This is a genomic window from Trabulsiella guamensis ATCC 49490, assembly GCF_000734965.1.
Taxonomy (GTDB): Bacteria; Pseudomonadota; Gammaproteobacteria; order Enterobacterales; family Enterobacteriaceae; genus Trabulsiella; species Trabulsiella guamensis.
On sequence record NZ_JMTB01000059.1, the window covers coordinates 77,149 to 102,886 of the forward strand.

The 25,738-nt window shown below is 54.8% G+C and carries 23 protein-coding genes and 1 riboswitch; of the genes, 9 read left to right on the plus strand and 14 right to left on the minus strand.

The genetic code is table 11. The features are described from left to right. Window positions 1-2: 2 nt before the first annotated feature. From mraY to leuO, 11 genes are all read right to left on the minus strand, one after another. On the minus strand, window positions 3-1,085 hold the full coding sequence (gene mraY / locus GTGU_RS08120; protein WP_038155638.1) for a phospho-N-acetylmuramoyl-pentapeptide-transferase: 1,083 nt from the start codon (window positions 1,083-1,085) through the stop codon (window positions 3-5). Continuing rightward, the gene (gene murF, locus GTGU_RS08125; RefSeq protein WP_038155641.1) at window positions 1,079-2,437 is read right to left on the minus strand and encodes a UDP-N-acetylmuramoyl-tripeptide--D-alanyl-D-alanine ligase; all 1,359 of its coding nucleotides are present in this window, start codon (window positions 2,435-2,437) and stop codon (window positions 1,079-1,081) included. Before murF ends, mraY begins: the two co-directional genes overlap by 7 nt. Further along, on the minus strand, window positions 2,434-3,921 hold the full coding sequence (gene murE, locus GTGU_RS08130; RefSeq protein ID WP_038155642.1) for a UDP-N-acetylmuramoyl-L-alanyl-D-glutamate--2,6-diaminopimelate ligase: 1,488 nt from the start codon (window positions 3,919-3,921) through the stop codon (window positions 2,434-2,436). Before murE ends, murF begins: the two co-directional genes overlap by 4 nt. Continuing rightward, window positions 3,908-5,674 (minus strand): peptidoglycan glycosyltransferase FtsI, encoded by a 1,767-nt coding sequence (gene ftsI / locus GTGU_RS08135; RefSeq protein WP_038155643.1) that lies wholly within the window; start codon window positions 5,672-5,674, stop codon window positions 3,908-3,910. Before ftsI ends, murE begins: the two co-directional genes overlap by 14 nt. Window positions 5,675-5,689: 15 nt before the next feature. After that, window positions 5,690-6,055 carry a cell division protein FtsL gene (gene ftsL / locus GTGU_RS08140; protein ID WP_038155644.1) on the minus strand — a complete coding sequence of 122 codons (366 nt, stop codon included), beginning with the start codon at window positions 6,053-6,055 and terminating at the stop codon, window positions 5,690-5,692. Continuing rightward, window positions 6,052-6,993, minus strand: a complete 942-nt coding sequence (gene rsmH, locus GTGU_RS08145) for a 16S rRNA (cytosine(1402)-N(4))-methyltransferase RsmH (RefSeq protein ID WP_038155645.1) — start codon at window positions 6,991-6,993, stop codon at window positions 6,052-6,054. Before rsmH ends, ftsL begins: the two co-directional genes overlap by 4 nt. Beyond that, window positions 6,994-7,452 (minus strand): division/cell wall cluster transcriptional repressor MraZ, encoded by a 459-nt coding sequence (gene mraZ, locus GTGU_RS08150; RefSeq protein ID WP_038155647.1) that lies wholly within the window; start codon window positions 7,450-7,452, stop codon window positions 6,994-6,996. It abuts the gene before it with no gap. Between the two features lie 567 nt (window positions 7,453-8,019). Next, window positions 8,020-9,024, minus strand: coding sequence for a catabolite repressor/activator (gene cra, locus GTGU_RS08155; RefSeq protein ID WP_038155648.1), 1,005 nt, complete (start codon window positions 9,022-9,024; stop codon window positions 8,020-8,022). Between the two features lie 180 nt (window positions 9,025-9,204). Then, entirely contained in the window at window positions 9,205-9,696 is a 492-nt protein-coding gene (ilvN, locus tag GTGU_RS08160) for an acetolactate synthase small subunit (protein WP_038155649.1), read from the minus strand. A gap of 2 nt (window positions 9,697-9,698) precedes the next feature. Next, on the minus strand, window positions 9,699-11,423 hold the full coding sequence (gene ilvI, locus GTGU_RS08165; RefSeq protein WP_038155650.1) for an acetolactate synthase 3 large subunit: 1,725 nt from the start codon (window positions 11,421-11,423) through the stop codon (window positions 9,699-9,701). A 374-nt stretch (window positions 11,424-11,797) separates the two neighbouring features. Then, a complete protein-coding gene (gene leuO / locus GTGU_RS08170; RefSeq protein ID WP_038155651.1) occupies window positions 11,798-12,745 on the minus strand; it encodes a transcriptional regulator LeuO in 948 nt (315 codons plus the stop codon). A gap of 632 nt (window positions 12,746-13,377) precedes the next feature. On the opposite strand from leuO, the gene leuL reads away from it, so the two are divergent. The 5 genes from leuL (at window position 13,378) to leuD (ending at window position 18,238) form a co-directional block, all read left to right on the plus strand. Next, the gene (leuL, locus tag GTGU_RS27000; protein ID WP_156964099.1) at window positions 13,378-13,464 is read left to right on the plus strand and encodes a leu operon leader peptide; all 87 of its coding nucleotides are present in this window, start codon (window positions 13,378-13,380) and stop codon (window positions 13,462-13,464) included. Between the two features lie 91 nt (window positions 13,465-13,555). Next, on the plus strand, window positions 13,556-15,127 hold the full coding sequence (leuA, locus tag GTGU_RS08175; protein WP_038155652.1) for a 2-isopropylmalate synthase: 1,572 nt from the start codon (window positions 13,556-13,558) through the stop codon (window positions 15,125-15,127). Then, complete coding sequence (gene leuB, locus GTGU_RS08180; protein ID WP_038155653.1) at window positions 15,127-16,218, plus strand: 3-isopropylmalate dehydrogenase; 1,092 nt, start codon at window positions 15,127-15,129, stop codon at window positions 16,216-16,218. The genes leuA and leuB overlap by 1 nt, the downstream gene beginning before the upstream one ends. A gap of 2 nt (window positions 16,219-16,220) precedes the next feature. Further along, window positions 16,221-17,621, plus strand: coding sequence for a 3-isopropylmalate dehydratase large subunit (gene leuC / locus GTGU_RS08185; protein ID WP_038155654.1), 1,401 nt, complete (start codon window positions 16,221-16,223; stop codon window positions 17,619-17,621). 11 nt (window positions 17,622-17,632) lie between these two features. Beyond that, window positions 17,633-18,238, plus strand: coding sequence for a 3-isopropylmalate dehydratase small subunit (leuD, locus tag GTGU_RS08190; RefSeq protein ID WP_038155655.1), 606 nt, complete (start codon window positions 17,633-17,635; stop codon window positions 18,236-18,238). 43 nt (window positions 18,239-18,281) lie between these two features. On the opposite strand, the gene GTGU_RS08195 is transcribed toward leuD, so the two are convergent. Beyond that, a complete protein-coding gene (locus tag GTGU_RS08195) occupies window positions 18,282-19,460 on the minus strand; it encodes a sugar efflux transporter (protein WP_038155663.1) in 1,179 nt (392 codons plus the stop codon). A 104-nt stretch (window positions 19,461-19,564) separates the two neighbouring features. Next, complete coding sequence (gene sgrT / locus GTGU_RS24445) at window positions 19,565-19,720, minus strand: glucose uptake inhibitor SgrT (RefSeq protein ID WP_072011932.1); 156 nt, start codon at window positions 19,718-19,720, stop codon at window positions 19,565-19,567. Between the two features lie 87 nt (window positions 19,721-19,807). Here sgrT and sgrR point away from each other — a divergent pair, with 87 nt between their 5' ends. The 4 genes from sgrR (at window position 19,808) to thiQ (ending at window position 24,874) form a co-directional block, all read left to right on the plus strand. Then, window positions 19,808-21,463 (plus strand): HTH-type transcriptional regulator SgrR, encoded by a 1,656-nt coding sequence (gene sgrR, locus GTGU_RS08200; protein ID WP_038155664.1) that lies wholly within the window; start codon window positions 19,808-19,810, stop codon window positions 21,461-21,463. 35 nt (window positions 21,464-21,498) lie between these two features. Further along, a riboswitch (TPP riboswitch) is annotated at window positions 21,499-21,591 on the plus strand. 31 nt (window positions 21,592-21,622) lie between these two features. Then, complete coding sequence (gene thiB / locus GTGU_RS08205; RefSeq protein WP_038155666.1) at window positions 21,623-22,606, plus strand: thiamine ABC transporter substrate binding subunit; 984 nt, start codon at window positions 21,623-21,625, stop codon at window positions 22,604-22,606. Next, window positions 22,582-24,192 carry a thiamine/thiamine pyrophosphate ABC transporter permease ThiP gene (gene thiP / locus GTGU_RS08210; protein ID WP_038155671.1) on the plus strand — a complete coding sequence of 537 codons (1,611 nt, stop codon included), beginning with the start codon at window positions 22,582-22,584 and terminating at the stop codon, window positions 24,190-24,192. The genes thiB and thiP overlap by 25 nt, the downstream gene beginning before the upstream one ends. Beyond that, the gene (gene thiQ / locus GTGU_RS08215) at window positions 24,176-24,874 is read left to right on the plus strand and encodes a thiamine ABC transporter ATP-binding protein ThiQ (protein WP_038155672.1); all 699 of its coding nucleotides are present in this window, start codon (window positions 24,176-24,178) and stop codon (window positions 24,872-24,874) included. The genes thiP and thiQ overlap by 17 nt, the downstream gene beginning before the upstream one ends. Here thiQ and GTGU_RS08220 read toward each other — a convergent pair. Continuing rightward, on the minus strand, window positions 24,871-25,638 hold the full coding sequence (locus GTGU_RS08220; protein ID WP_038155673.1) for a DedA family protein: 768 nt from the start codon (window positions 25,636-25,638) through the stop codon (window positions 24,871-24,873). The genes thiQ and GTGU_RS08220 overlap by 4 nt on opposite strands. Window positions 25,639-25,738: the final 100 nt, after the last annotated feature.

The window sequence follows — 25,738 nt, forward strand, 5'->3', positions numbered from 1 at the left end:
GATTAACGTACCTTCAGCGTTGCCAGACCAATCAGGACCAGCATCAGCGAAATCACCCAGAAGCGCACGATAACGCGCGGTTCTGGCCAGCCTTTCAGTTCATAGTGGTGGTGAATCGGCGCCATACGGAAGATGCGCTGACCGCGCAATTTAAAGGAGCCTACCTGCAGAATGACCGACAGGGTTTCCACTACGAACACACCACCCATAATGACCAGCAGGAACTCCTGACGCAGCAGCACGGCGATAATGCCCAGCGCGCCGCCCAGTGCCAGAGAACCGACATCGCCCATGAAAACCTGGGCCGGGTAGGTGTTAAACCACAAAAATCCTAAACCGGCGCCGACAATCGCCGTACAGACAATCACCAGTTCGCCGGCATGGCGTAAATACGGAATATGCAGGTAGCTGGCGAAGTTCATGTTACCTGTCGCCCACGCCACCAGCGCAAAGCCTCCCGCGACAAACACCGTCGGCATAATGGCCAGCCCATCGAGGCCATCGGTCAGGTTGACGGCGTTGCCAGTACCCACGATGACAAAGTACGCCAGCAGCACATAAAACAGCCCCAGTTGCGGCATGACGTCTTTAAAGAACGGCACCACCAGTTCGGTGGCAGGCGTGTCTTTACCGGCGAGGTACAGCGCGAACGCCACACCCAGCGCAATCACCGACATCCAGAAATATTTCCAGCGGGCGATAAGCCCTTTGGTGTCTTTGCGCACCACTTTGCGGTAGTCATCGACAAAGCCGATGATGCCGTAGCCGACTAACACAACCAGCACGCACCAGACGTACGGGTTGGACGGGTAAGCCCACAGCAGCACAGACACCACAATCGCGGTGAGGATCATAATCCCGCCCATCGTTGGCGTACCGCGCTTGCTGAAGTGCGATTCCGGACCGTCGTTACGAACCACCTGGCCAAAGGACAGTTTTTGCAGACGGGCAATCATGCGCGGGCCCATCCACAATGAGATGAACAGCGCAGTCAGCAGGCTGACAATGGCGCGAAACGTCAGATAGGAAAAGACGTTAAAGCCGGAATAATATTTGACCAAATGTTCGGCCAGCCACACTAACATGTCCCGTTCTCCTGTAATGCGCGTACTACCTCTTCCATGGCGGCACTACGTGAACCCTTCACTAAAATAGTTATCATTTGTTTTTCTTCTACGATGCCGCGAAGACGGGCAATCAAAGAGGCTTTCTCGGCAAAATGTTCGCCCACACCGCTGGCATTGCTGATCGCCTGGCTCAGTTTGCCCACGCTCAGCACGCGATCGAGACCGGCGGTCTTTGCTGCTTCACCGACCTGAACATGGCAGGCTTCACTTTCAGCGCCCAGTTCCGCCATATCGCCGACCACCAGAACACGGTAGCCTGGCATTTCCGATAACACTTGCACCGCCGCCGTCATTGAACCGACGTTGGCGTTATAGGAGTCATCCAGCAACAGCTTGTTCTCTGCCAGTTGGATCGGGAACAGACGCCCCGGCACTGATGTTAAACTTGCCAGCCCCGCTTTTATCGCCTGAAGATCCGCGCCGACCGCCATCGCCAGTGACGTTGCCGCCAGCGCGTTGGCGATATTGTGACGTCCCGGCAGCGGCAACAGAACATCGGTGCTGCCGTTCGGCGTTTGCAGTGTGAACTCCGTACCGTGACTGGTCACATGAATGTTGGTGGCGGTAAAATCGCTGTTCGCCGCATTCGGGGAAAAACGCCAGACTTTACGGTCACCAATCACACTCTGCCAGTTCAGCCAGTCATTGTTATCAGCATTCATAATGGCGATGCCGTTTTCTGACAGACCGGTATAAATCTCACCTTTGGCTTTTGCCACACCCGCCAGTGAGCCAAACCCTTCCAGGTGCGCCGCTGCCAGGTTATTGACCAGTGCCGCCTCCGGGCGCGTCAGACCCACGGTCCAGGCGATTTCACCCTGGTGGTTCGCTCCCAGTTCAATCACTGCAAACTGGTGTGCTTTCGTCAGGCGCAACAAGGTCATCGGCACGCCGATGTCATTATTGAGGTTCCCGGCGGTATAAAGCGTATTTCCACACTGACTGAGGATCGCCGCCGTCATCTCTTTCACAGAGGTTTTTCCGGATGAACCGGTCAGCGCCACCACGCGCGCCGGTACATTCTGGCGCACCCAGGCGCCGAGTTCGCCAAACGCCAGGCGTGTATCTTTCACCACGACCTGCGGCAATTCACAGTCCAGTTTACGGCTGACCAGTAACGCACCAGCACCGCCAGCTTTGGCCTGGTCGGCAAAATCGTGGGCGTCAAATCGTTCGCCTTTCAGCGCCACAAACAGACAACCCGCCGTCAGCTGGCGCGTATCGGTGGTTACGGCGTCAATCGTCAGATCCTGTCCATGCAGTTCGCCGCGCAGAACATCGGCCAGTTGGCGTAGCGTCACGCTGATCATGCGACCACTCCCAGCAGACGCGCTGCGGTAACGCGGTCAGAATAGTCCAGACGACGAGTACCCACGATTTGATAATCTTCATGGCCTTTGCCAGCGACCAGAACCACATCGTTCTCTTTGGCCTGCATGATGGCGTTCGTGACCGCTTCCGCGCGACCCTCTTTGACTATCGCGCGCCCGGCATCGACCATGCCAGCCAGAATATCGTTGATAATGGCCCGTGGCTCTTCGGTGCGTGGGTTGTCATCAGTAACCACCACAATATCGGCAAACTGTTCGGCAATCGCTCCCATTAACGGACGTTTGCCTTTGTCGCGATCGCCACCACAGCCAAAGACGCACCACAGGTGGCCCGCGCAGTGCAGACGCGCCGCTTCCAGCGCTTTCTCCAGCGCATCCGGCGTATGGGCGTAATCCACCACTACCGCGGGTTTACCCGGTGCAGTAAACACTTCCATGCGCCCGCAAACCGGTTGCAGACGCGCCGCCGTTTTCAGCAAGCTCGCCAGCGGGTAACCCAGCGCCAGCAGCGTCGCCAACGCCAGCAACAGGTTGCTGACGTTAAAAGCGCCCATCAGACGGCTTTCGATTTCACCGTTGCCCCAGCTGGATGCAAACTCGATAGTGGCGCCGCTGTCGTGATAATTCACGGCGGTCGCCTTCAGCCAGCGACCATGACAGTTCGGGTTAATATGATCTTCCATCGACACCGCAACGGCATCCGGCAATTTTGCCAGCCAGCGACGGCCCACGTCGTCATCGGCGTTGATAATCGCCTGACCGCAGTGGTGTGTGGAATAAAGCAGCCATTTCGCCGCTTCGTAATGTTCCATGTCGCCGTGATAATCGAGATGGTCACGGCTCAGGTTGGTAAACACTGAGGCGGCAAATTTCAGCGCCGCCACGCGATGCTGCACCAGACCGTGGGAAGAGACTTCCATCGCAGCGAAGGTGGCCCCCTGCCCTGCCAGACCTGACAGCACGTGCTGCACGTCAACAGCGGAGCCGGTGGTGTTTTCCGTCGGCACCACTTTTCCGAGCAGACCATTACCCACAGTACCCATCACAGCACTGGTTTCGCCGAGCAGTTGCGCCCATTGCGCCAGCAGTTGCGTGGTGGTGGTTTTCCCGTTGGTGCCGGTTACGCCTACCAGACGCAGATGGTCGGAAGGCTCATGATAAAAACGTCCGGCAAGCGCGGATAAACGCTCGTTTAACTGGCTGAGGTAGATCACCGGAACACCGTGCATTACACGGATTTCGCCATCGGCGGCTTCATCTTTTGCCTCAGCAATAATGGCAGCAACACCTTGCGCAATCGCCTGCGGGATATATCGACGCCCGTCCGCCTGATGACCCAACACCGCAACGAAGAGATCGCCCGAAGCAGCCACACGGCTGTCGAGCGTCATCTCTCGCAGTGCTCGCTCCGGTGCGTTCGGCACCCACGGAGCAAGAAGGTCGCGCAAATTACGATCTGCCACCTGTTCCCTCGCCTTGATTAATCACAAATTCACTTTTCTCGCCTGTTGCCAGCGCATCCGGTTCAATGTTCATGGTGCGTAAGACGCCGCCCATGATGGCACCAAACACCGGCGCAGAAACGGCGCCACCGTAGTATTTACCTGCCTGTGGATCGTTGATAACCACGACCAGCGCAAAGCGCGGCTGGCTCGCTGGCGCAACGCCCGCGGTGTAAGCAATATATTTGTTGATGTAGCGGCCATCAGGCCCTACTTTTTTCGCCGTACCGGTTTTAATCGCGATGCGATAGCCTTTGATCGCCGCTTTCACGCCACCGCCGCCAGGCAGTGCAACGCTTTCCATCATGTGGACGACGGTACGAACGATCGGTTCCGGGAAGACTCGCTCACCCGGAACCGGAGGATCAACCTTAGTAATCGACAGCGGCCGATAGATGCCATAGCTGCCGATGGTTGCGTAGACTCGCGCTAACTGTAACGGGGTTACCATTAGCCCATAGCCGAAAGAGAAGGTGGCCCTCTCTATGTCAGACCACCGTTGTTTTTGAGGATATAAGCCACTGCGTTCTCCGACCAACCCCAAATTGGTCGCCTTTCCTAGCCCAAAACGTGAGTAAGTATCTACTAACGCTGAGGACGGCATCGCTAACGCCAGTTTGGAGACACCGACGTTACTCGACTTCTGTAATACCCCGGTCAGGGTTAATTCGCTGTAGCGCGCCACGTCTTTGATTTCGTGGCCGTTAATTCGGTATGGAATGGTGTTCAGGACGCTGTTTTCGTTGACGATTCCGCGTTGCAACGCCGTCATCACGACCATCGGTTTTACTGTTGAACCTGGTTCAAATACGTCGGTGATCGCCCGGTTACGCATCGCGTCTTTCGCTGTACCAGTGAAGTTGTTCGGGTTGTACGACGGGCTGTTCGCCATCGCCAGCACTTCGCCAGTGTTCACGTCCACCAGTACCGCGCTACCTGACTCCGCTTTGTTGAACGCCACAGCGTTATTCAGTTCGCGGTAAACCAGCGCCTGCAGACGTTCATCAATGCTCAACGCCAGGTTGTGCGCGGCCTGGCTGTCGGTTGAAGAGATATCTTCAATAACGCGACCGTAACGGTCTTTGCGCACGATACGCTCGCCCGGTTGACCGGTCAGCCACTTGTCAAAGCTCTTCTCGACCCCCTCAATCCCCTGGCTGTCGACGTTAGTGAAGCCGATGAGGTGAGCGGTCACTTCGCCTGACGGATAATAGCGGCGAGATTCTTCACGCAGATGAATCCCCGGTAACTTCAGTTTTTTGATGTAATCCGCCATGTCCGGGTTAACCTGACGCGCCAGATAAATAAAACGTCCTTTCGGATTCGCATTCACCCGCGATGCCAGTTGATCCAGCGGTATTTTCAGTGCATCAGCGAGCGCCTTCCAGCGGTTATCAAGGCTGATCCCGCCTGCATCATGTAATTCTTTAGGATCTGCCCAGATCGCTTTCACCGGCACGCTGACCGCCAACGGACGACCGGAACGGTCGGTGATCATGCCGCGGGAGGTCGCGACTTCCTGAACGCGCAGGGAACGCATGTCGCCCTGACGTACCAGCATGTCCGGATTCACGATCTGCAACCAGGCTACACGGCCCAGCAGGAACGCCAACGCCAGCAGGATACAACCGCAAAGCAACGCAAAACGCCAACTGATAAAGTTGGCCTGTTCTTCCTGACGTTTTGGTTTTAGCGTCTTTGCCGCTGCTTTCATGCGTCGCTGTAATCCTTATTTCTGTACCACGATATTTTCTTGTGACGGATCGACATGCTGCATTTGCAACTTTTCTGTCGCGATCCGCTCAACCCGGCTGTGATCGCCGAGCGCGTTTTCTTCGAGGATCAGATTGCGCCACTCGATATCCAGAGCGTCGCGTTCCAGAACCATTTGTTCGCGTTGCGCGGTCAACAGGCGCGTATGGTGCGCCGTCGTCACGACCGTCACCGCGGTCACAATGATGCAAATGAACAAGCAGAGTGGCAGCTTCCCAAACCGCAAAAGATCGTCACCGATCACGCCAGGCAAGGCATGGCGCTCGTTGCTTCCAATCGATCCTTTTACTTTGCTTAAGGCCTCTGACACTCTGCTGATCATGCGTTCGTCCTTTCTGCGATACGCAGCACTGAACTACGAGCGCGTGGATTCTCTGCCACTTCATCTTCGCCCGGCAACATCTTGCCTAATGCCCGAAAATGACGGCCACCCAGCTTCCTGAGTTGCTCTTCTGTCATCGGAAGCCCTGCCGGAACCTGAGGACCGCGGCTTTGCTCACGCATAAAGCGTTTCACAATACGGTCTTCCAGCGAGTGGAAACTGATGACGGAAAGCCGCCCACCCGGGGCCAGCACGTCGATCGAGCTCTTTAGCGCCTGCTCTATCTCCTCCAGTTCACTGTTCACCCAGATGCGCACCGCCTGGAAGGTACGGGTCGCGGGATGTTTGAATTTGTCTTTCACCGGTGTTGCCGCCGCCACCACGTCAGCCAGCTCTTTGGTGCGGGTCATCGGCTGTTCGCGATTTCGCTCCACAATGGCGCGGGCAATGCGTTTGCCGAAACGTTCTTCGCCAAAGGTTTTGATCACCCAGGCGATGTCGGCTTCGTCGGCATTCAGCAGCCATTCTGCGGCGGATTGCCCGCGTGTCGGGTCCATGCGCATGTCCAGCGGACCGTCACGCATAAAGGAGAAACCACGCTCAGCATCATCAAGTTGCGGTGAAGAGACACCAAGATCGAGGAGAATGCCGTCGATCTTGCCAGTAAGATCGCGCCCGGCAACGTAGTCGCCCAGCGCAGAAAAAGGACCATGGATAATGGAAAAGCGGGGATCGTCGATACGTTGTGCTTCGGCGATCGCATGCGGATCCCGATCGATAGCCAGCAGACGTCCTTCCGCGCCCAGTTGCGAAAGAATCAGTCGCGAATGACCGCCGCGACCAAAGGTGCCATCGATGTAGATACCATCAGGACGAATATTCAGGCCATTCACGGCCTCGTCCAGAAGTACCGTCGTATGTTTAAAGTTTTCCATCATTTATAAGGACAAATCCTGCAGCCGATCCGACAGCTCTCCGGATGCGGACTGCTCAGCGTCTATATCTTCCTTGACCCGTTGATACCAGGTCGTTTCGTCCCACAGCTCAAATTTGTTGAACTGCCCGACCAGCATCACTTCTTTGGTCAGCCCGGCGTGTTGCCGTAAAACCGGTGCAATCAGTAAACGACCGGCGTTATCCATCTGACATTCGCTTGCATGTCCAAGCAGCAAACGCTGTACGCGGCGCTCGGCCTGATTCATGCTCGACAGGCGCGACAGTTTTTGCTCGATAATTTCCCATTCGGGAAGTGGGTAAAGCAGCAGGCATGGGTGATGGATGTCAATGGTGCAAACCATTAAACCGGAAGCGTTTTCGACCAGCCGATCGCGATACCGCGTGGGTATCGATAAACGACCCTTGCTGTCGAGATTGACTAACGTTGCCCCACGGAACATGCCAGCCTCACCCCTTTTCTCCACTTTCACCCACAAATTCCCACCTAAAAGAGTTTACGGAGCGGAGGAAAAGCTTGTCAAGCCAGCACTGACGCTAACAGAGTTAAAAAACCCAATAATGGCGGCAGATATTCGCCCTGTTTAATTTATGTCCACCAAACGAGGCAAATTAACGCTATGAATAGTTGTAAGAAAAAAAACAAATCTGTTCATGCTCGTTAAAAGAAACTCAATATCATCGAGCGAAAATATAAAGTGTCAGTTTGCGACGTGCGCGGCATTTTAGGACATTCCCGGACGCGTTAACAGCCCTTCTGCGCTCAGGGAGCCGCCCTTTTTCGGCGGGATGGCGGGTGTGGCGATAGGTTTGCCAGAGAAGTGTTTGTTAATTGGGCAAATCCGCGGAGGGTGTAACAAAATAATACAATAATATTCTTTTGGAACTGGCCAGGATCTCTTTTCTGGTGAGAATTAACCCGATTTGAATTAGATCCCTGGAAAAACTAAGGAATTATCTGAATATCAAATAATCCCTTACTTTTTTTCATTACCGCATCGGTTATTCGCTTAACGACGGCTCAGGCTTCCGCGGCGATACAGATTACGACGGATACGACTCAGTCCCGGCTTCGGTTTACGCGGTTCATCAAGACTCGCCAGCACGATTTCTAACACGCGCTCGGCGACATCGCGGTGACGCTGAGCAACCGCCAGCACCGGGCATTGCAGGAAATCCAGCAGTTCGTGATCGCCAAAGGTGGCGATGGCCAGCTCCGGCGGCAGTTTCCCTTCGCGGCGCAGTGTCACATCCATCACCCCCTGCAAGAGCGCAAAAGACGTGGTGAACAGCGCCTGCGGCATCGGGTTCGTTTCCAGCCATTTATCAAACAACTGAGCGGCAGCTTCGCGCTCATAACTGTTCGCGTACAGATAATTCACTTCACGCGGATCGTCTTTCCAGGCGGTACGGAATCCCTGCTCACGCAGGAAACTGACGGAGAGTTCCGGCAGCGCGCCAAGATAGAGGACGGTTTCCGCCGGGAATTTACGCAGCTCAGCAGCCAGCATCTCGGCATCATCCTGATCAGCACCGACGACGCTGGTGAAGTGTTCGCGATCGAGTGCGCGATCGAGCGCCACAATCGGGAAATTGTCATTCGCCCAGCGCTGATAGAAAGGATGCTCTGGCGGCAAGGAGGTTGAAACAATAATGGCATCGACCTGCCGCTGTAACAGATGCTCAATACAGCGCATTTCGTTATCCGGTTGATCTTCCGAACAGGCAATCAGCAACTGATAACCACGCTGACGCGCCTGACGCTCCAGGTAATTGGCGATACGGGTATAGCTGGTGTTTTCCAGATCGGGGATCACCAGGCCAATAGAACGCGTGCGTCCTGCACGTAGCCCGGCAGCCACCGCGTTCGGATGGTAGTTGTGCTCTCGCACCACGGCCATCACTTTTTCGACGGTCTTATCACTCACGCGATACTGCTTGGCTTTACCGTTAATCACATAGCTCGCCGTCGTGCGGGAGACACCGGCAAGCCGGGCGATTTCATCCAGTTTCACAATTGCCCCTTGCTTAACTTGTACAATCCATAACCTTCGCGAAGGTATGGGTAAAATTTATTAACATCTAAGCGCAGAATGATAACTGCGGCAACCGCTTTTATTGACTCTTCCCACTGGATTCGCAAAAAAAAAGCCTGACTGGCGACGTCAGGCTATTTTTTAATTCATCAGTGGGGCTTATCGCATGATCTTCTCACCGCGGGAAAGACCGACCACCCCGGAGCGGGCCACTTCAACAATTCGCGCCACATCACGCAATGTGGCAAGAAACGCATCAAGCTTATCGCTGGTACCGGCCAGTTGAACGGTATAGATAGACGGCGTGACGTCGATAATTTGCCCACGGAAAATCTCCGTGTTGCGTTTCACCTCTTCGCGACCATATCCGCTGGCCTGCACTTTGACCAGCATGATCTCACGCTCGACATGCGCACCCTGCCCCAGCTCGCTTACCCGCAATACATCCACCAGTTTGTGCAGCTGTTTCTCGATCTGTTCAATGACCTGCTCGTCACCGACAGTCTGAATCGTCATACGCGAGAGAGTCGGGTCATCCGTCGGGGCGACGGTCAGGCTTTCAATGTTATAGCCTCGCTGCGAAAAGAGACCAATGACGCGCGACAAGGCGCCCGATTCGTTTTCCAGTAATACTGATAATATCCGGCGCATATTCAGGTTCTCTCCGTTTTGCTCAGCCACATTTCATCCATTCCGCCACCGCGAATTTGCATCGGATAAACGTGTTCACTTCCATCAACAGTGACATCGACAAACACCAGCCGTTGGTTGCGCACCGTCTCCAGCGCTTGCGCCAGCTTCGCTTCCAGTTCGTCGGGCTGGTTGATCTGAATACCGACGTGCCCATAGGCCTGGGCCAGCGCCACAAAGTCTGGCAGAGACTTCATATAGGATTGCGAGTGGCGACCCGAGTAGATCATGTCCTGCCACTGTTTCACCATGCCGAGATATCGATTGTTCAGGTTCACGACCAGCACTGGCAATTCGTACTGTAGCGCCGTCGACAATTCCTGAATGTTCATCTGAATACTGCCGTCGCCGGTCACGCAGATCACTGTTTCGTCAGGCAGCGCCATTTTCACGCCAAGCGCGGCGGGCAGGCCAAAACCCATGGTGCCGAGACCGCCGGAGTTGATCCAGCGACGCGGTTTATCAAACCGGTAATAGAGCGCAGCGAACATCTGATGCTGACCCACATCTGAGGTGACATACGCATCTCCGTCAGTCAGCCGCCAGAGCGTTTCAATGACTGCCTGTGGCTTAATCGTCGGGCTTTGCGTGTCATATTTCAGACTCTGCCGGGCGCGCCATTGCTCGATTCGCTGCCACCAGTCGCGGATATCATCCAGCGGCTGTACGGTCTCTTCCTGTTCCAGAAGTTCAAGCATTTGTTCCAGCACCAACCGGGCATCACCAACAATCGGGATATCCGCTGGCACGGTTTTAGAGATCGATGTAGGGTCGATATCAATGTGCAGCACGGTGGCATCCGGACAATATTTAGCCAGATTGTTGGTGGTGCGGTCATCAAATCGTACGCCAACTGCAAAAATCACATCAGAATGATGCATCGTCATGTTCGCTTCGTACGTCCCGTGCATGCCAAGCATGCCCAGCGAATGTCGATGCGTCCCGGGAAACGCGCCAAGCCCCATTAAAGAAGAAGCCACCGGAAGATTGAGTTTTTCTGTCAGCGCCTTGAGCGACTCGCCACATTCAGCATTAATCGCCCCGCCACCGACATAGACCACCGGCCTTTTTGCCGCCACCAGCGTTTGCAGCGCGCGCTTAATCTGTCCTTTATGGCCAGTTGTCGTCGGGTTGTAAGAGCGCATGCTCACCGTTTCCGGCCAGGCGTACGGCAACTTATTCTGCGGATTAAGAATATCTTTTGGCAGATCAACCACCACCGGTCCCGGACGACCACTGGCCGCCAGCCAGAAGGCTTTTTTCAGCACGCCGGGGATATCTTCGGTTTGTTTGACCAGGAAGCTGTGTTTCACCACCGGGCGGGAAATCCCCACCATGTCGCACTCCTGAAAGGCATCGTAACCGATGAGCGACGTCGCGACCTGACCAGACAGCACCACCAGCGGGACTGAATCCATATAGGCTGTCGCAATGCCGGTAATCGCATTGGTCGCACCTGGGCCTGAAGTGACCAGCACCACGCCCACTTCCCCGGTCGCACGCGCCAGTCCGTCGGCCATATGCACCGCTGCCTGCTCGTGCCGTACCAGCACATGTTCGATACCGCCGAGGGTATGTAACGCATCGTAGATATCAAGGACAGCCCCACCGGGGTAGCCGAACACTTGCTTTACGCCCTGATCGACAAGCGATCGGACAACCATCTCGGCTCCAGACAACATCTCCATGACTTGCCTCCAGGCTCTGTTTGGCGATGCAGAATTCATTTCCACACGCGCATCTGGCGAGACGAAAACGTCCGCCGGTAATCATATCCAATTAACATAACCGCTCACTTTCAGGCAGGCAATTCGGCCCGGCCGTAAGAGTGCCTGGCGAAAAAGACGAAATACAAAGGAAGCGCGATGAAAATGGTGAAAAGCTTCAGCTATGCGAAAAGAGAATGGTAATTACTCGGGATTACGGGAAAAGAACAGGAAATGATCCATTTTTTGCCAGGCACAAAGAGAAACGCACAGGAATAAACAGAATAAAATGCTGTTTATTTTCTCTCTTGCAAAACAAACAGAGCGACAATGCGCTCTGCTTGTTATTACGGTTATTATCGCAGACAAATAGAGGTCAGCAGCTCTTCCATCCACTGATGTCCTTTATCCCGACCAGCCGCCTCATGCCAGGAGAGATAACAGGTTCGGCTATTGAGTTTTAACGGCAGCGGTAATAACTGGAGATCCAGCGAGTCGGAAAACTCTTCTGCAAGCCAGCGCGGCGCGATTGCCACCATCTGTGTTTGCGACACGACATTCAACACGCTGGTTAATGCCATTCCCTGATAAGCAATGCAGGATTGTTTATCGGCTGTGTCATACCATGGCTGGCTAAATGATGCGTAACGTTCGAGAGAAACCACGGCATGTTCTTCTTTATACACATCACTTTCTTTAAGCGGACCGCTGAGACGCGGGTGTTTACGACTGGCGACTAATACCATTTCGTCTTTAAAAAGCGGCGTGCAGGAAAATTCCGGTCGGCGAAACTCTTCATATCCCAGAACAAATTCTATTTCCTGGTAGCGCAATTGATGCTCGGTATCCTTATTAAGGGAAGATTTAAAGACCAGGTGGATATTTGGTGCGATATCCCTGACCCGATTAAAAATAAGCGAGGTCAAAAAGTTATCCAGCGGACTGCAGACACAGAGATTAAAAATGCGCTCGCTACTGACAGGTTCGAATTCAGACCCCGGCAACTCATTTTGCACCAGTTGCAATGCCTGGCGAACGGCCCCAAACAGCTGATACGCTCTTGCCGTTGGCTGAATACCACGGCCATAACGCACAAACAGTTCATCGTTAAACATCACTTTGAGTCGCGCGACAGCGTTGCTCACAGCAGGCTGCGACATTCCCAGCATCTGTGCCGCACGCGTAATATTTTGCTCCTGCATAACCGCGTCAAAAACGGTTAATAAATTTAAATCCACCATGCGAAGCTGTGGTTTTGTCACCTCCAGCTGTCTTGACTGGCGCTCAATTTTTTCCACGGGCATTTCTAACTCCACAGTCACACTAAACTCCCTTTGCATTAATGCAATAATAAATTCTGACAATATGATTTACCATGCATATAAAATATACAAAAGAGAAATAATAAAAATTAGGAAAACATAAAGGAACACCAATGACAGCAGACCGTAATGTGCGAAATACTGCCATCCGAGTCTGAAAATCATAGTAATCACTTAATGAGTTAAGTTTACTCATAAACTAAGTCAATAATCAATGAACTCGAAACACATTAGAAATGTAGTAAAACTAAAATGTATATTTAGTGAAGCGATGTTTAATTAACAATTATTTATCAAGTTAATAAAAGTCTTTTTTGAGACTTATTTTCATGATGAATAAATCTCAAATAATCATACAGATATAATTATCGCTCATAGCTGTTTTTCTGCCCGCTAATTGCAAGCAAAATTCTAAAATTGATTCAAAACATGAAAAATGTCTCGAAGACGTGTTGTGTTATTCTGGCTGCGATGGCCACGTTAGCACAATAAGCTAAAGCAACACTCTAAATGCCGCCATTCATCAGGTTGGTTTTCATGGCCGGGGGGTTGACATCAAACGGCGTATCCAGTACCACTAAAAGCATACCGAATTCATCTGGAGTATGACATTAATGAATCGCACGTCACGTTTCACCAGCCTACTACTACTAAACGCCTCTTCTGTGCGCGGTAGTCTGGTGGGCGACGTTTTGCGATAAGTCATCTTCCGGTCACGAATCAAACCCGCGCCATTGCGCGGGTTTTTTTATGCTCGTAGCAAGGCGCCAAAGACAATCAAGGACCTAAACCATGAGCCAGCAAGTCGTTATTTTTGATACCACCTTACGTGACGGTGAACAGGCATTACAGGCAAGTCTGAGCGTAAAAGAGAAGCTGCAGATTGCTTTGGCCCTCGAACGTATGGGCGTAGACGTGATGGAAGTCGGGTTTCCGGTCTCTTCACCGGGTGATTTTGAATCGGTGCAGACCATCGCCCGCCAGGTGAAAAATAGCCGTGTTTGCGCACTGGCGCGTTGTGTGGAGAAAGATATTGATGTTGCGGCGGAATCATTAAAAGTCGCCGAAGCGTTCCGGATCCACACTTTTATTGCCACCTCCCCCATGCATATCGCCACCAAGCTGCGCAGTACGCTGGACGAGGTCATTGAGCGCGCCATCTATATGGTAACGCGCGCGCGCAATTACACCGACGATGTGGAATTCTCGTGTGAAGACGCCGGTCGTACGCCGATTGAGGATCTGGCGCGCGTGGTTGAAGCCGCAATCAATGCCGGGGCAAGAACCATTAATATTCCGGACACTGTCGGCTACACCATGCCGTTTGAGTTCGCCAACATTATTACTGGCCTGTATGATCGCGTGCCGAATATCGATAAAGCGATTATCTCGGTGCATACCCATGACGATTTAGGCCTGGCTGTCGGTAACGCTATTGCTGCGGTGCATGCGGGTGCACGTCAGGTTGAAGGGGCGATGAACGGTATCGGCGAGCGCGCCGGGAACTGCTCGCTGGAAGAAGTGATCATGGCCATCAAAGTGCGCAAAGACATCATGAACGTGCACACCAACATCAATCACCATGAAATCTGGCGCACCAGCCAGACTGTCAGCCAGATCTGCAATATGCCAGTTCCTGCCAACAAAGCGATTGTCGGTACCGGCGCGTTCGCCCACTCTTCCGGCATCCATCAGGACGGTGTGCTGAAGAATCGTGAAAACTACGAAATCATGACGCCGGAATCGATTGGTCTGAACCAGGTGCAGTTGAACCTGACTTCCCGTTCCGGCCGTGCGGCGGTGAAACATCGCATGGAAGAGATGGGCTACAAAGAGACCGATTACAACATGGACCATCTGTACGATGCGTTCCTGAAACTGGCAGATAAAAAAGGCCAGGTTTTTGATTACGACCTGGAAGCACTGGCGTTTATCAATAAACAGCAGGAAGAGCCAGAGCACTTCCGTCTGGACTACTTCAGCGTCCAGTCCGGTTCCAGCGATATCGCCACTGCCTCCGTCAAGCTGGCCTGCGGCGATGAGATCAAAGCCGAAGCGGCGAATGGCAATGGTCCGGTGGATGCTATCTACCAGGCGATTAACCGTATCACTAACTACAACATCGAACTGGTCAAGTATGGCCTGAGCGCCAAAGGCCAGGGGAAAGACGCGCTGGGCCAGGTCGATATCGTGGCGAATTACAATGGCAGACGCTTCCACGGGGTGGGTCTGGCGACAGACATCGTGGAATCTTCCGCCAAAGCAATGGTTCACGTCCTGAATAGCATCTGGCGTGCTGCCGAAGTCGAAAAAGAGTTGCAACGCAAAGCTCAGAATAATGAGAACAACAAGGAAACCGTGTGATGTCGAAGAATTACCATATTGCCGTTTTACCGGGTGACGGCATTGGCCCGGAAGTGATGGCGCAAGCCCTGAAGGTACTGGATGCCGTTCGTCAGCGTTTTGCAATGCGGATCACCACCAGCCACTATGACGTCGGTGGCATTGCTATCGACAAACAGGGTACGCCGCTGCCACAGGCGACGGTTGAAGGCTGTGAAAATGCCGATGCGGTGCTGTTTGGCTCCGTGGGCGGCCCAAAATGGGAGCATCTGCCGCCAGCCGAACAGCCTGAGCGTGGCGCGCTGTTGCCGTTGCGTAAACACTTTAAACTGTTCAGTAACTTGCGTCCGGCCAGGCTGTATCAGGGGCTGGAAGAGTTCTGCCCGCTGCGCGCCGACATCGCCGCGCAGGGCTTCGATATTCTGTGCGTCCGTGAACTGACGGGCGGAATTTATTTCGGTCAGCCGAAAGGTCGTGAAGGCAGCGGTCAGTATGAAAAAGCCTTCGATACCGAGGTGTATCATCGTTTTGAAATTGAGCGTATTGCCCGTATCGCCTTTGAGTCGGCCCGTAAGCGTCGCCACAACGTCACGTCCATCGATAAAGCCAACGTGCTGCAATCCTCTATTTTGTGGCGTGAGATTGTTAACGAAATCGCCCGTGAATACCCCGACGTTAAGCTGACGCACATGTATATCGATAACGCCACCATGCAATTGATTAAAGATCCGTCGCAGTTTGACGTGCTGCTGTGTTCCAACCTGTTTGGCGACATCCTGTCAGATGAGTGCGCGATGATCACCGGCTCGATGGGCATGCTGCCGTCAGCCAGTCTGAATGAGCAAGGATTTGGTCTGTACGAACCGGCGGGTGGCTCCGCGCCGGATATCGCCGGGAAGAACATTGCCAACCCGATTGCGCAGATCCTGTCGCTGGCTTTGCTGCTGCGTTACAGCCTGGGCGCAGACGATGCAGCAGTGGCTATTGAAAATGCCATTAATCGCGCGTTAGAAGAAGGTGTCCGTACCGGCGACTTAGCGCGCGGTGGTGCGGCGGTCAGTACCAATGAAATGGGTGACATTATTGCCCGCTATGTCGCAGAAGGGGTGTAATCATGGCGAAAACGTTATACGAAAAAGTATTTGATGCTCACGTGGTTTATGAGGCGCCAGACGAGACCCCGCTGCTCTACATCGACCGTCATCTGGTGCATGAAGTGACGTCACCGCAGGCATTTGACGGCTTGCGCGCGCACAACCGCCCTGTGCGTCAGCCAGGAAAAACCTTTGCGACGATGGACCACAACGTCTCCACGCAAACCAAAGACATCAATGCCTCCGGCGAGATGGCGCGCATTCAGATGCAGGAGCTGATTAAAAATTGCAACGAGTTCGGCGTTGAACTGTATGACCTGAATCACCCGTATCAGGGGATTGTTCATGTGATGGGGCCAGAACAGGGCATTACTCTGCCAGGCATGACCATCGTGTGCGGCGACTCCCACACCGCCACCCACGGTGCGTTTGGTGCGCTGGCGTTCGGTATCGGCACCTCTGAAGTGGAACATGTTCTGGCGACGCAAACCCTGAAGCAGGGTCGGGCGAAAACCATGAAGATCGAAGTGAAAGGGAAAGCGGCGCCGGGGATCACGGCAAAAGATATCGTGCTGGCAATCATCGGGAAAACCGGCAGTGCAGGCGGTACCGGTCACGTCGTGGAATTTTGCGGCGAAGCTATCCAGGCGTTAAGCATGGAAGGCCGTATGACTCTGTGTAATATGGCTATCGAGATGGGTGCGAAAGCGGGCCTGGTGGCGCCAGATGACACCACCTTCAACTATGTGAAAGGCCGTCTGCATGCGCCGAAAGGCAAAGATTTTGACGACGCGGTAGCCTACTGGAAAACGCTGAATACCGATGACGGCGCGCAGTTTGATACCGTCGTGACGCTGCAGGCAGAAGACATTGCGCCGCAGGTAACCTGGGGCACCAACCCGGGTCAGGTGATTTCCGTTACCGACGCCGTTCCCGATCCGGCCTCTTTTGCCGACCCGGTTGAACGTGCATCAGCCGAAAAAGCGCTGGCCTATATGGGCCTCAAGCCCGGTATTCCACTGACGGAAGTGGCGATCGACAAGGTCTTTATCGGTTCCTGCACCAACTCGCGCATCGAAGATTTGCGTGCCGCCGCAGAAGTCGCTAAAGGGCGGAAAGTGGCACCGGGCGTACAGGCGCTGGTAGTGCCGGGGTCCGGCCCTGTCAAAACCCAGGCGGAAGCCGAAGGGCTGGATAAGATCTTCATAGAGGCGGGTTTTGAGTGGCGGTTACCGGGCTGTTCGATGTGCCTTGCGATGAACAACGATCGTCTGAATCCTGGCGAACGTTGCGCCTCCACCAGCAACCGTAACTTTGAAGGTCGTCAGGGCCGTGGTGGTCGCACCCACCTGGTAAGTCCGGCAATGGCGGCAGCCGCTGCTGTCTCCGGCCATTTCGCCGACATTCGCAGCATCAAATAAGGAGCATCCACATGGCAGAGAAATTTACCCAACACACGGGCCTGGTGGTTCCTTTAGATGCCGCCAACGTCGATACCGACGCGATCATCCCGAAGCAATTTTTGCAAAAGGTCACACGCACTGGCTTTGGCGCCCATCTGTTCAACGACTGGCGTTTTCTGGACGATAAAGGCCAGCAGCCGAATCCTGAGTTCGTGCTCAATTTCCCGCAATACAAAGGCGCGTCCATTTTGCTGGCGCGGGAAAACTTCGGCTGCGGTTCGTCACGCGAGCATGCGCCGTGGGCATTAACGGATTACGGTTTTAAAGTGGTCATCGCCCCGAGCTTCGCGGATATTTTCTATGGCAACAGCTTCAACAACCAGTTGCTGCCCGTCACCCTGAGTGATGCGCAGGTCGATGAGCTGTTCGCACTGGTGAAAGCAAATCCGGGTATTACGTTTGAAGTGGACCTGGAAGCACAGGTCGTCAAAGCGGGCGATAAATCCTACAGCTTTAAGATTGACGACTTCCGCCGTCACTGCATGCTGAACGGCCTCGACAGCATTGGTCTGACGCTGCAGCATGAAGATGCCATCGCCGCTTACGAGAACAAACAACCTGCGTTTATGGGGTGATGAGATGACTGGCCCGCCGCAGCGGGCCAGTAAATGCCAGAAGTCACACATCCTTCACGCGAGCGGTGAGAAACAGCGTCACCAGCGAAATCGCGGCAATCGCCCAGTACACGCGGCCATGGCCGTAGCTTTGTGCCAGCGCCCCCTGAATCACCCCGGCGAGGATCACGCCCGTAGAGATACTGTTAGTAAACAGCGTGGTCGCAGAACCCGCGCGTCCTGGCATCAGGTCCTGAAACCACAGCATGCCGATACCGGCGATAATACCGATAAAAATGGCGTTAAACCCTTGTAACAGTAACAGTGCCGTATGGCTGTGGAACAGGATAAGGCCAATATAAAACAACACCCCGGCCATCACTGCGGTGATCATCATCCGCCGTTTGCCGAAGTGTTTGACGTAATATCCGGCAAGGATCATCGCCGGAATCTCCAGCCCCGCCGCAGTGCCCATCAATACGCCCGCAAGGCTGTCAGGTAGCCCCAGTTCGCTGCTGATCCACAGTGGCATATCAATGATGTACATGGTGTTGCAGGTCCACATCAATGTGGACGCAATAAATAGCATGCGGACGTTTTTATCGTTCCAGCCGCTGATTTGCGTCACGGCGACGTCGGCCGGTTGTTCCACTCTCGCCACCGACGGTAGTACCATGGCTACCAGCACCAGGCTCAGCGCGAAAATAGCGGCAGCGATGGAAAACATGATGGTGAAGCCGTAATTCAGCGCCAGCATGAACGCCAGCGGCGGACCAATCACCCATGCCAGCGACAACTGGGCACGCATGACGGAACTGAACATTACCACCTCGCGTGCTGAGCTATCCGCATACTCCCGCGCCAGCGCGAACAGCTGCGGCATCGCGGTATTCGCCAGCGATGCCAGCAGCACGCCGCAGGTAATCAGCGTCAGATAATGACGGTTAAACGCGAACAGCAGCGCGTTGCCGACGGCCATCAGGCAGCAGAACAGGATTAATTTGCGGCGGTCGCCCTGACTGTCAGAACGTTTTGCCAGCCACAGGCTGACCAGAATCCCGGCGATGGCGTTAACGGTATAAAACAGACCGACCCAGAAAGGCTGCGCGCCCACTTCGCGGCTCAGAAAGAGACTCAGCGTCGGTGCCTGCAATGCCCCTGCAATGCCCATCATAAATGCCACCAGCATGAAAGCGGCATAGACACCGTTGAGGCGTCGCCCCATCGTCAATAACCACAGCATGGATCATCCTTAACCGGAAAAAGGGGTACGAAAAAAGCCAGCAGAAAACATCTGCTGGCGTGGCAATGTAGCACCAATACTCAGTCACACATGATAAGGGCAAGTCAATGAGAATCAGAAGTCGGTTTTGTAACTTCCCACTGCATCAGTTCCTCGAGCATTTTCAACCGCGCTCCTGCTACCTGGCGGGCCAGCCATGACGCTCCCTGCGTCGCCAAAAAATACTGGCGATAAAACTGGCGTGTGGATGACTCCTGCATAATCACCTCCTCGCTTCATCGAAAACCATTATTGGCTTAATATAGGGATTAATAAATTGCTGAGTTTTTGTCAGGAGTTCCCCTTTTATGTCTTCTGCTCGCTTGCAACAACAGTTCATCCGTTTATGGCAGTGCTGCGACGGTAAATCGCAGGAAACCACACTCAATGAGCTGGCTGAATTACTCAGCTGTTCGCGCCGTCACATGCGTACGCTGTTGAATACCATGGAAGAGCGCGGCTGGCTGACGTGGGAGGCGGAAGCCGGACGCGGCAAGCGCTCGCGGCTGACATTCCTCTATACCGGGCTGGCGCTGCAACAGCAGCGCGCAGAAGATCTGCTGGAGCAGGATCGTATTGATCAACTGGTGCAACTGGTGGGAGATAAAGCCACCGTCCGCCAGATGCTGGTGTCGCACCTTGGGCGCAGTTTTCGTCAGGGCAGGCATATTCTGCGTGTCCTGTACTACCGCCCCATGCGCAATTTACTGCCCGGCACACCGCTGCGCCGCTCGGAAACGCATATCGCGAGGCAGATTTTCAGCGCCCTGACGCGCATAAATGAGGAAAATGGGGAACTGGAAGCGGATATCGCGCACCACTGGCAACAGCTTTCGCCGTTGCACTGGCGTTTTTTCCTGCGTCCCGGCATCCATTTTCATCACGGACGCGAACTGGACATCGACGACGTCATCACCTCGCTTCAGCGAATCAATAAACTGCCTCTCTATTCCCACATCACGCAGATCGTCTCTCCCACCGCCTGGACGCTGGACATCCATCTGACGCAGCCCGACCGCTGGCTTCCCTGGCTGCTGGGGCATATCCCGGCGATGATCCTGCCAAAAGAGTGGGAGTCGCTGCCCCATTTCTCTTCGAATCCGGTCGGCACTGGCCCCTACGCCGTCGCCCGCAACAACCAGAACCAGCTTAAAATCCATGCCTTTGATGATTACTTTGGCTACCGGGCGTTGATCGACGAAGTTAACGTCTGGGTATTGCCGGAAATCAGCGAAGAGCTGACCTGTGGGTTGACGCTGGAAGGGCCGACCGAGGGCGAAAAAGCGGTGGAGAGCCGTCTGGAAGAAGGGTGTTACTACATGCTGTTTGATGCGCGGTCGCGAAAAGGCGCGCGTCAGGATGTACGGCAGTGGATAAGCCAGATCCTCTCTCCCGCCAGCCTGGTTTTTCACGCTGACGAACAGTATCAGGGTTACTGGTTTCCGGCGTACGGCATGCTGCCCCGCTGGCATCATGCCCGCCCCGGTCAGGGCGAAAAACCGGCGGGTCTTGAAGTGCTAACGCTCAGCTATTACCGCGAACATATTGAGCATCATTACATCGCCAATATCATGGCGCACTTGCTGGCGCAGCATCAGGTTAAACTTGAGATTCAGGAGCTGGATTACGAAGAGTGGCACCGTGGCGAAGTCGTGAGCGACATGTGGCTCAACAGCGCAAACTTCACGCTGCCGCTGGATTTCTCCCTGTTCGCCCACCTTTTTGAAGTGCCGCTGTTTCAGAACTGTATTCCCGCAGAATGGGACAAAGAGGCCGCTCGCTGGCGCGCGGGGGAGATGAATCAGGCGCACTGGAGCCAGCAACTGGTGCAGCAACGAGCCATTATCCCGTTGATTCATCACTGGTTAATGATTCAGGGCCAGCGCAGTATGCGCGGGGTGCGCATGAATACGCTGGGCTGGTTCGACTTTAAATCAGCCTGGTTTGCGCCGCCGGAACCCTGACGCTTTCAGAATACTTACAAAATCATTACACTAAAGCGTTCTCAACGGGGTGCTGAAACAGGCTGAGAAAATACCCGTCGAACCTGATCCGGATAACGCCGGCGAAGGGATTTGAGGCTTTGCTCAAAATCCTTTGCCACTCTTTCTTTGAGGTGCAAAGTGTTAAAAAAATGTCTGCCATTGCTGGCGCTGCTTGCCGCGCCCGTCTTCGCCAAACCTGTACTCACCGTTTATACCTATGACTCTTTCTCCGCTGACTGGGGCCCCGGTCCGGCGGTCAAGAAAGCCTTCGAAGCCGACTGTAACTGTGAACTGAAATACGTCACGCTGGAAGATGGTGTCTCCCTGCTTAACCGCCTGCGGATGGAAGGAAAAAACAGCAAAGCAGATGTGGTGCTGGGCCTTGATAACAACCTGCTAAATGCGGCGACGCAAACCGGACTGTTCGAAAAAAGCGGCGTCCCGGCACAAAGCGTAAACGTGCCTGGCGGCTGGAATGATGAAACCTTCGTACCGTTCGACTACGGCTACTTCGCGTTTGTTTACGACAAAAACAAACTGAAAAACCCGCCGAAAAGCCTGAAAGAGCTGGTTGAAAGCGATCAGAAATGGCGCGTGATCTACCAGGATCCACGCACCAGCACCCCGGGGCTGGGGCTGCTGCTGTGGATGCAAAAAGTCTATGGCGATAAAGCGCCGGACGCCTGGCAGAAACTGGCAGCGAAAACGGTCACGGTGACCAAAGGCTGGAGTGAGGCCTACGGCCTGTTCCTGAAAGGCGAAAGTGATCTGGTGCTGAGCTACACCACCTCTCCGGCGTATCACATCATCGAAGAGAAAAAAGATAACTTCGCCGCAGCAGCGTTTACGGAAGGTCATTATTTGCAGGTGGAAGTGGCGGCGCGCACCGCCTCCGGCAAGCAGCCGAAGCTGGCTGAACAGTTCCTGAAATTTATGGTCTCACCGGGCTTCCAGAAGGCGATCCCGACCGGTAACTGGATGTACCCGGTCACGGACGTCACGCTGCCCGCCGGTTTCGACCAACTGGTTAAACCGCAAACCACGCTACAATTCACGCCGCAACAGGTGGCGGCGGAGCGTCAACAGTGGATCAGCACATGGCAACGCGCCGTCAGCCAGTGATTGCTGGCTGGCTACTCCCGGGGCTCACGGCGGCGATCATGATGATCGCCGTGGCGCTGGCGGCCTTTTTTGCGCTATGGCTGAATGCGCCTGCCGCGTCCTGGTTACAATTGCTACAGGACAGCTATTTATGGCACGTGGTGCGTTTTTCGCTCTGGCAGGCATTCTTGTCTGCCGTACTCTCCGTCACCCCCGCCATTTTCCTCGCCCGTGCCTTGTACCGCCGGCGTTTCCCCGGGCGTGCCGCGCTGCTGCGGTTATGCGCGATGACGCTAATCTTACCCGTACTGGTGGCAGTATTCGGCATCCTCAGCGTGTATGGCCGTCAGGGCTGGCTGGCCGGGCTGTTCCACGCCGCCGGGTGGGAGTGGACCTTTTCACCCTACGGATTACAGGGCATTCTGCTGGCGCACATTTTTTTCAATATGCCGATGGCGACCCGTCTGCTGTTACAGGCGCTGGAGCAGATCCCCGGCGAGCAGCGGCAGATTGCCGCACAACTCGGCATGCGTGGCAGGGATTTTTTTCGCCTGGTGGAATGGCCCTGGCTGCGGCGGCAGATCCCGCCCGTGGCGGCCCTTATCTTCATGCTCTGCTTTGCCAGTTTCGCTACCGTGCTGTCACTGGGCGGCGGCCCGCAGGCAACCACCATCGAACTGGCAATCTACCAGGCGCTGAATTTTGATTACGATCCCGGCCGAGCGGCGATGCTGGCGGTGTTGCAGATGATCTGCTGTCTGGGACTGGTGTTGCTGAGCCAGCGGCTGAGTAAAGCGATCGCCGTCGGCCACTCACAACTGGGCGGCTGGCGCGATCCGGACGATAGGTGGTGGAGTCGAATCACCGACACGTTGTTGATCGTCCTCGCGCTACTGCTTCTGCTGCCGCCGATCTTCGCGGTGATTATCGACGGGCTTAACCGCAACGTGCTGGAGGTACTGGCACTGCCGGTGATGTGGCAGGCGCTGTGGACGTCGCTGCGTATCGCCCTGTCAGCGGGTGTGCTGTGCGTTATTCTCACGCTGATGTTGCTGTGGAGCAGCCGCGAACTGCGCCTTCGCAACCATGCCCTGGCCGGTCAGGCGATGGAGCTTAGCGGCATGCTGATCCTCGCTATGCCCGGTATCGTGCTGGCGACCGGTTTCTTTCTGCTGCTCAACACTACGGTGGGATTACCGGAATCTGCCGACAGCATTGTGATTTTCACCAATGCGCTGATGGCGATACCTTACGCCCTGAAAGTGCTGGAAACACCGATGCGCGACCTGACCGCCCGATATAACACGCTGTGTCAGTCGCTGGGGCTCAGCGGATTTACCCGTTTGCGGATAGTCGAACTGCGGGCGCTGAAACGCCCTGTTGCGCAGGCGCTGGCATTTGCCTGTGTGTTGTCGATCGGCGATTTCGGCGTTGTGGCCCTGTTCGGCAACGAGACGTTTCGCACGCTCCCTTATTATCTTTATCAGCAGATTGGCGCCTACCGTAGCCAGGACGGGGCAGTCACCGCCCTGTTGTTGCTGATCCTCTGTTTTCTGTTGTTTACCGTCATTGAAAAACTACCGGGGCGCGATGTTAAAACTGAATGATGTCACCTGGCTTTATCAGCATCTGCCGATGCGCTTCACGCTCTCTGTCCAGCAGGGTGAGCAGGTCGCAGTGCTGGGGCCAAGCGGCGCGGGGAAAAGTACACTATTGAATTTAATCGCCGGTTTTCTCACGCCTGTGCGAGGGTCGATTATTATCGAAAATCAGCCGCATACTGACACGCCTCCTTCACGCCGCCCGGTGTCGATGCTGTTTCAGGAAAATAACCTCTTCAGCCATCTGACCGTGCGGCAAAACATTGGTCTTGGGTTAAACCCGGGGCTGCGACTGACGGCCGAACAGCAGCGTAAGCTGGAGGTGATTGCCGGTCAGATGGGGATTGAATCGTTGCTGGAACGCCTGCCGGGCGAGCTCTCCGGCGGTCAGCGTCAGCGTGCGGCACTGGCGCGCTGCCTGGTGCGCGAGCAGCCGGTATTGTTACTGGATGAGCCGTTCTCCGCCCTCGATCCGGCGCTGCGTCAGGAGATGCTGACGCTGGTCGGCAACGTCTGCCAGCGCCAGCAGATTACGTTGCTGATGGTATCGCACAGTGTGGAAGATGCTGCGCGGATCGCGCCGCGTTCGCTGGTAGTTGCTGACGGACGCATTGCCTGGGATGGCGCAACGGACGATTTGCTGAGCGGAAAAGCCAGTGCCTCGTCACTCCTTGGGATCGCCCGTTAGCGGCTGACGACGTGGGTCAGAATATCGAAGTAAACTGGCATCAAGGGATGGCGGATCGCCGCTACCAGCGCCACTACGCCAACGCCTGACAGCAACGGCGCCAGCCACAGCAGTCGGGTACGAGGCAGATAATGGCTCAGGCGGTCAGTGCCCGATTTGCCGCTGCGCCACAGCCGCCAGCACAGCCATGCCGCCAGCCACAGCAATACCGCCGTCAGCAACAGCAGCCACTTAAAGCCGCCACTTTGCATATCAGACGGAATGTCGATCGCCGCCCCCGCCAGGATCCCCGGCATGAAATAGAGCGGCGGCCAGAACAGGCAACCAATAATGTTGGGCAACGCAAATTTGGCAACGGGCAGATCCAGCATGCCAGCCACCATCGGTACCAGCGGGCGCGTCGGCCCGACGAAACGGCCGACCAGAATCGTGAACATGCTGTGCTGATGCAATGCATGCTCGGTTTTATCAAGCAACGCTTTGTTCTTTTTCATGAAGGACCAGCGGTGCAGCGGCTTTTTAAACCGCCACCCCAGCCAGAACGAAATCCAGTCGCCGAGCAGACAACCGACGATCCCCGCCATCCACGCCTGCCAGAAATTAACTTCGCCGCTACCGATCAACGCCCCGAGACCCGCCATCATGACCGTGCCCGGCAGGATCAGTCCGACCAGCGCCAGCGACTCAAGAAAGGCCACCAGCGCGACAGCGATGAGCGACCAGATCGCTGATTGAGTAATAAAGTGCTCCAGCAGTGCCTGCATAACGCGTCCGGTAGTTTAGGGAGTCAGGGATTCTCAAAGGGACTCGGTGATGAGTCAAGCTATGCCGTTACTTTCCTGTAACAAAATAATACACCATGGC